Consider the following 6,635-nt stretch of genomic DNA (forward strand, 5'->3'; position numbering starts at 1 on the left):
ACATATACCATTTTTATTATGCTGATATATTTTGTGATTTAATAATAATTTTGATTTTACCAAAATCATGGTTAATTACTAAAATTAACCTTTCAAAATATAGGTTTAATGTTAATATTTAATTGTTGATGTTCAATAATAATTAATGTCCAATAAGATGAAATTTATTGATTTATTTGCGGGAATTGGGGGAATGAGATTAGGTTTAGAACAAACTTGTAAAACTTTAGGAATTCAAAGTGAATGTGTTTTTACCTCGGAAATAAAAACTACAGCAATTCAAGTTTATCAAAATAATTTTCAACAAAATAAAATTTGGGGTGATATTACAGAAATTTCTACTCAACAAATACCTGATTTTGATATTTTATTAGCTGGGTTTCCCTGTCAACCTTTTAGTAGCGCAGGAACAAGACAGGGATTTTTAGAGACTAGAGGAACGCTGTTTTTTGAAATTGAACGAATTTTAAGAGATAAATCACCCTTTGGTTTCTTACTGGAAAATGTGGAAGGTTTAGTACAACATGATCACGGGAGAACATTAGCAACTATTGTGAATAAGTTAGAACAATTAGGTTATCAGGTAACATATAATGTTTTAACTGCTATAGATTTTGTTGTTCCTCAAGAGAGAAAAAGAGTTTATATAGCGGGAACTAAAGCAGATCCTATTTCTTTAACTTTTCCTAAAAACCGAAAACCCAGATTATCAGATATTTTAGAAACAGGTTGTCCAAGTTTACAGACTAATTTTGTCAAAACATTATTAAAAAAATACTCTATTGAACAACTTTATGGAAAATCTATTAGAGATAAAAGAGGAGGAGAAGATAATATTCACAGTTGGGATTTAGAATTAAAAGGAAAGGTGAGTTTAGCACAAAAGGAATTATTGAATTTATTGTTAAAACAAAGAAGAAGAAAAATTTGGTCTGCAAACAAAGGGATTCAATGGATGGATGGAATACCTTTAACTGTAGATGAAATTGCTACTTTTTATCCCCATGCTAAATTACCAGAAATGTTAGATGATTTAGCAAATAAAGGTTATTTAAAATATGAACATCCTAAAGATATTCAGGAAGTAATAAATAAAGATGGTAACAAAGTGAAAAAAAGAGAATATAGACTTGATTTACCCAAGGGATATAATATAGTAGTGGGTAAACTGAGTTTTTCTGTGACTAAAATTCTTGATCCTGATGATATAACACCAACTTTAGTAGCTACAGATATGCAGAAATTAGCGGTAGTTGATGGGGAGAGTTTACGATGTTTAACAATTAGAGAAGGATTGAGATTATTTGGTTTTCCTGAAGATTATCACATTAATTTACCCATTAATAAAGCATTTGATTTATTGGGAAATACGGTAGTAGTTCCTGTTGTGAGAGAAATTGCAGAAAGAATAGTAATTCAAAAGATGCTATCAGTTGCTAAAAAAGAATATGTTGTAACTAGATAAAACTAATAAACTTGACTATCAATATTAAAATTTCGCTGATTTTATTTTTTGTCAGAATCAGGATGTCCAGGATTTAAGGATTTACAGGATGTTAAAGCACAAGTATCTAAAATAAAAGTCATATTTCGCCCCATTCTCCAGTCGTGGGTGTGGTGATATCTTCAAAATATTGAACCTTACCACGGAGGGGACTAAATAATTCTGCTGTTGAACTTTTTACAGTCATATTTTCTGGTTTTATAGTTTCTATAAAAGTAATTAAAACTTCACTTTCCAATATATTTTTCGGAATTTCAGCTAACTCAATTTTTCCATTTTTATACATTCCTTTCACAGTTTGTAACATTACTAATTAACTCCTTTTTTCGGGATTTTTATATTATAACTATCTGGGACTCTGCGCCTGAAGCGTGAAGAAAACTTACTAAGCAATGTCTTCAGTAAATAATCACTAAATATCAAGAAAAACATCAACATCAACCTGGGCTTGTTTTAAAATACTTCTCAGAGTTCCCTCCTTAATTTCCCGATGATGAGGAATGGTTGTTTTTTGATTTGTTTCTGGATTAAACCAAATTTCATGATCTCCCTTAGCTGCACGGTAAAACTCAAAACCTAGTTTTCCCAACTTTCTAGTTACTTCTCGATAAGAAAAATCGGCTAGTCTTCCCATCATACCTCCATAATTAACGGATATTCAAATTGAGAAGGTAAATCTTGTAAATGAAAATTATGATTTTTTTCTTTCTCCAATTCCAATAATACCTTAGCTACATCTTCAGCGATTTCTATAGCTTCTTGTATTGTTTTACCTTCAGCCACCAACCCTTGTAAATCATCACTTGTAGCCACAAAATATTCTTGATTTTCTTCAATAAATCTTTCAATTTTTAGTCGAATTAGCGTTTGCATTTAGTTAACCTTAATAGTTATGTACAGCAATAAATGGTACTGCTTATATGATAACTCTCCGCGCCTGGAGCGTGAAAAAAACAAAGACACAAAAACGCACAAAAAACCCTTTGCGTCTTTGCGTCTTTGCGTGAGAAAATTCTTAACCTACATTAACAACGTAGGGGCTTGTCAACTTATCCAACTGCTGAATTAACAAACTCAGGAACAAACCCACATCTGTCACCACACCTACAGATTCTATTGAACCGCGATCGCTCAATTTCGTCACGACTGCTGGGTTAATATCCACACAAACCATCTTCACCCCTGCTGGTGTCATATTTCCCACACCAATAGAGTGCAGCATGGAAGACAACATCAAAATCATCTCCGCACCTTGGATAATTTTAGAATATTCCTGCTGTGCCAAAATCAAGTTCATTTGCGTATCTGGTAAAGGCCCATCATCACGAATTGAACCGGCGAGGGAAAAGGGGATGTTGTTTTTCACACATTCATACATCACTCCACTTTTCACTATTCCCGCATCTACAGCTTTAGCAATGCTACCAAAACGGCGGATAGTGTTAATTACCTTTAGGTGATGTCGGTGTCCACCACGTACCGCTACACCCCGCTTCATATCTACACCGAGAGATGTTCCCATCATATTTTGCTCGATGTCATGAACTGCGATCGCATTTCCGCCTAAAAGTCCCTGTACGTAACCTTCCCGAATTAATCTGGATAAATGCTCACCACCACCTGTATGAATTACCACGGGACCAGCAGTGACAACGACTTTACCACCACTATCCTTGATTTTACGTAATTCCCAAGCTACTTGTTCAACGACTAATTCCACCCGTCTTTCACTGGAAACACCGGAAGACATAAAGCTGAATTCCTGGGCGTTGCGTTGTTCGCGGGATTCGGTTTTGCGGATGGTGCGGATACCTAAAACGTCAACTACTACCTGCTCGCCTATTTCCAAATCCCGCAATAGTTTACACTTAGCTACTATACCATTGGCAGTTTGAGAAATGGCGATCGCACCATCCATGCGTTGATTTTGGACTTTCAGCCATTCTCCATTTACCCGCACTTCTGTGGGATAAATCGTGCTGACATAGAAATCATCAGGGGCTACACCCGCTTGTAGCACAGGTTCGAGTTTCGCATCTTTTTCATCTTGGGGTAAATCAACCGCACCCAAATCAATCAACTGAGATATGATCTCTTCCATCACTTCGTGGGATGGTGCAGATACCCTAACTTCAGCCGCAGATGTACTTTGACGCTGTTCTCCCAAGTTGAATTTCAGAACTTGGAAACTTCCCCCCATTTCCACAATTAAATCTAAAGCGCGGTTAATTAAACCTGCATCCAGTAAATGTCCTTCCATGCGGACAACACGACTTTCTACAGATACATTAGCGTGTACTTCTTCCGCTATTGGTTCTGTTACCCGCAAAGTCAAGCATTTAGCCGCACCGCCAGCTTTGAGAAATTCCGTTAAAGGCGTTTCAATCACCTGGAAACCAACTTCCGCCAACCGTGATTTTAAACTATCACTGGCTTTGTTCATAATCACGATGCTTTCGATATTCACCGCATTACAAGCAAAGTTAACAGCATCAGTTTCTGCAATAGCAATACGTTTTTCTGGTGCAACGCGCATTTCTATGACTCGGTTAGAGTAGGAGTCAAAAGCACCAGGATAATACAGCAAATAACCATTTGCTAATGGACAGAAGCAGGTATCAAGGTGATAAAAACGCTCATCCATCAACCGCAGAGAAATCACCTCAATGTCCAGCCATTTAGCCAGGTAGGGGTGAGAATCTAATTCTGACCGAAAACCGTATCCAGCCCATAACCACCGCCCTTCTCGGTCTAAAAGTGCGTCACCAGCACCTTCAAAGGGCAAATCTTTGGGAAGAGTGTAAACATTAAAACCATTATTTTCAAACCACTGTTGGAAATACGGTTCTTCACCTTGGCGTTCTTTATGCAAAAAGCGGCTCAAAACGACGTTTTCACCAAGAACTAAACCTGCATTGGCACTAAATACCATATCAGGCCAGCCTTTTTCTGGGGCGACTAAATCAACAATGGCATGATTTTTGATAACATTGTATAATTTATTCCACTGTTCTACAGCGCGATCGCGTGATGACTTGTGAATATTCCCTTCCATCCACGGGTTAATCACATAATCCACATCATAGTGGTCGGGAGCGCACATTAAAAACCGAATTTGGGAAACCATAAAAAATTTTACTTCGCTTTTCAGTAATCTCTTCTGGATACAGAGTTTTGGTGTTCTACTTCTGTCAAATCTGCTACTTTATCGCTACCTTTTGTTCATGGTAGGCTTTACAAGGATATCGTTATTATTCTATTACTGCCATAAAAAAATGAGGGGAAGAAGCAAAGAAGGTTTATGAAGAGATGTCAACTGCTGATATTTACCTTTAGTGCTTGAGTATATTTTCTTTAATCTTAATTAAACAGTGTATTAAATAATCAAGTTTTTTTAAGTGCAAAAGCTTATAACAATTACTTGTCTTTATAATAGTTCTTAAATTTGATTACAATTCATCAAAATACAAAACATTATGAAAAGTCTAAAAAATATAGCTTTTGTATTGTCAATGTTCCTTTCTACAGTCAGCGCATCTTCTATCGCTGTAGCAGCAAAAAATCCTCAACAGGCCAATTTAGCAGCAAATAACAGCAAAACAGCTAAAAAGGCAACAACTGTTGTCAAAAAAAATGTTAGTAAAAAAGTAGTCAAGAAACCTGTTAAGAAAAATCCTTTAATTTTAGTTTTTGGTACAGATACCTGTGGTAGAACTACCCGCATGAGACAACAATTAACAACCAGTAAAATTAACTATAAATACAGAAACTTAGATGATCCAAACATCGAGAAACAAATGTGGGATATGCTTAGACGCTATGAATTCAAATCTAATCGTGTGAGTTTACCAGTAGTTTATGTGAAAGGTCATGTGTTTCTCAATCCTGGAATTCAGGATGTTAAAAGTAAAATGTGAAGGATGAAAGCATGGAGTTTTTATTATCCTTGATACCCTAAAAGCAATATATTGTAACGCTATTAAACCAGCAAAAGCATCATCGTAAAATATAGAATACAAGCCTTAGAAAATAATTTTATGAAACGCTATAGTCAACTTGCTGATCTTGAATCTCTTTTGTTAGATATTGATGATGAAAATATTAGAGCATATGCAGCAGAGGCTATAGTTTCCTATTCTGGGGGAGCTTATAGATCTGCTATTGTCTCTATTTGGATCGCTGTGGTATATGACCTTTATCAAAAGTTTAGCTATCTTGCTGAAACATTTGATGATCCAGCCGCTAAAAGATGTCTTACAGACATTGAAAAAATTCGTAAGGGTAAAGATAAAAGTCAGGTTGCTGCTTGGGAAAGGACTATTTTATCTAAAGCTTTCGATGCTGTGAAGATGCTGACAGAAACAGAGTATGAGCATCTAGAGAGAATTCAAAAAGATAGACACCGTTGCGCTCATCCTGTTTTGAATGTTGAAGGTTTTTTATTTCAACCAACGCCTGAATTAGTTCGTACCCATATTAGAACAGCTATTGAAGTATTACTTAGTCAACCTCCTGTTATTGGAAAAGCCTTATCAAATGCTTTAGAACGTGATGTAGAAGGTAAATATTTTCCAGATAATTTAGAAGGTGTCAGGAATTTTTTAATAGGTCGCCATTTACCAGCTTCGGAAAAATACATAACTAACCTTTTTATATTTTGTCTGAAAAAGATTTTATTTGATGAGCCAGATGACAAAAACATTATTAAACGATATATGTTAGTATTCGAGTGTATTTTAGAAGAACATGAAGAGTTTTTTAAAGCAATAGATAGAAAAAAGATAGGAGAAATCATTGATAAAACGAAAGAAGATAGATATATATTTTTATCAGAACTCTTCTTTATAGAACAGGAAATAATTTTTGATGCAACATCTGGGTTCTTAATGGAAAAATTAAAGTCATTTGCAATTGAAAATCATCAAAAATTGGATTCCGTTCAATATTTAATTATAACCTCTACTGAAATATCAGAGTATTTTATTGATTTTTATTCAAGTATGAATTTGAGGGAAAAAATAAATTTTATATCTGAACTAATTAAACTACCTAATATTTTGAACAATGACGGCGATTTTACAACGAAAATTTTCAAAATAAATTTGAATATATTTTGTGATTCATCTAATCT

The 6,635-nt window shown here is 35.0% G+C and carries 7 protein-coding genes; 3 read left to right on the forward strand and 4 right to left on the reverse strand.

Annotated elements, in window-relative coordinates; translation table 11 throughout:
* Window positions 1-157 precede the first annotated feature (157 nt).
* Window positions 158-1,465 carry a DNA (cytosine-5-)-methyltransferase gene (gene dcm / locus A0J48_RS19970; RefSeq protein WP_234301037.1) on the forward strand — a complete coding sequence of 436 codons (1,308 nt, stop codon included), beginning with the start codon at window positions 158-160 and terminating at the stop codon, window positions 1,463-1,465.
* Between the two features lie 118 nt (window positions 1,466-1,583).
* Here dcm and A0J48_RS19975 read toward each other — a convergent pair whose 3' ends face one another.
* The 4 genes from A0J48_RS19975 to argZ form a co-directional block, all read right to left on the reverse strand.
* On the reverse strand, window positions 1,584-1,811 hold the full coding sequence (locus A0J48_RS19975; protein ID WP_200326183.1) for a hypothetical protein: 228 nt from the start codon (window positions 1,809-1,811) through the stop codon (window positions 1,584-1,586).
* A gap of 105 nt (window positions 1,812-1,916) precedes the next feature.
* Window positions 1,917-2,141 (reverse strand): type II toxin-antitoxin system HicA family toxin, encoded by a 225-nt coding sequence (locus tag A0J48_RS19980; RefSeq protein ID WP_234301038.1) that lies wholly within the window; start codon window positions 2,139-2,141, stop codon window positions 1,917-1,919.
* Window positions 2,138-2,377, reverse strand: a complete 240-nt coding sequence (locus A0J48_RS19985; RefSeq protein WP_200326185.1) for a type II toxin-antitoxin system HicB family antitoxin — start codon at window positions 2,375-2,377, stop codon at window positions 2,138-2,140. Before A0J48_RS19985 ends, A0J48_RS19980 begins: the two co-directional genes overlap by 4 nt.
* 142 nt (window positions 2,378-2,519) lie before the next feature.
* The gene (argZ, locus tag A0J48_RS19990; RefSeq protein WP_200326187.1) at window positions 2,520-4,631 is read right to left on the reverse strand and encodes a bifunctional arginine dihydrolase/ornithine cyclodeaminase; all 2,112 of its coding nucleotides are present in this window, start codon (window positions 4,629-4,631) and stop codon (window positions 2,520-2,522) included.
* A gap of 349 nt (window positions 4,632-4,980) precedes the next feature.
* Here argZ and A0J48_RS19995 point away from each other — a divergent pair, with 349 nt between their 5' ends.
* Together A0J48_RS19995 and A0J48_RS20000 are read left to right on the forward strand one after the other, a co-directional pair.
* Window positions 4,981-5,421, forward strand: coding sequence for a glutaredoxin (locus A0J48_RS19995; RefSeq protein ID WP_200326189.1), 441 nt, complete (start codon window positions 4,981-4,983; stop codon window positions 5,419-5,421).
* A gap of 120 nt (window positions 5,422-5,541) precedes the next feature.
* Window positions 5,542-6,635, forward strand: a 1,094-nt coding sequence (locus A0J48_RS20000; RefSeq protein ID WP_200326191.1) for a hypothetical protein, incomplete at its 3' end; no start/stop codon positions are given.

Origin of the sequence: Sphaerospermopsis aphanizomenoides BCCUSP55 (genome assembly GCF_001586785.1) — a bacterium.
In the GTDB taxonomy this organism is placed as follows: Bacteria; Cyanobacteriota; Cyanobacteriia; order Cyanobacteriales; family Nostocaceae; genus Sphaerospermopsis_A; species Sphaerospermopsis_A aphanizomenoides_A.

What these genes read in the sequence shown, in the direction of transcription:
- A0J48_RS19980 (WP_234301038.1), bottom strand. Translation starts at nt 2,141, where the DNA reads ATGATGGGAAGACTAGCCGATTTTTCTTATCGAGAAGTAACTAGAAAG.
- A0J48_RS19975 (WP_200326183.1), bottom strand. Translation starts at nt 1,811, where the DNA reads ATGTTACAAACTGTGAAAGGAATGTATAAAAATGGAAAAATTGAGTTA.
- argZ (WP_200326187.1), bottom strand. Translation starts at nt 4,631, where the DNA reads ATGGTTTCCCAAATTCGGTTTTTAATGTGCGCTCCCGACCACTATGAT.
- A0J48_RS19985 (WP_200326185.1), bottom strand. Translation starts at nt 2,377, where the DNA reads ATGCAAACGCTAATTCGACTAAAAATTGAAAGATTTATTGAAGAAAAT.
- dcm (WP_234301037.1), top strand. Translation starts at nt 158, where the DNA reads ATGAAATTTATTGATTTATTTGCGGGAATTGGGGGAATGAGATTAGGT.
- A0J48_RS19995 (WP_200326189.1), top strand. Translation starts at nt 4,981, where the DNA reads ATGAAAAGTCTAAAAAATATAGCTTTTGTATTGTCAATGTTCCTTTCT.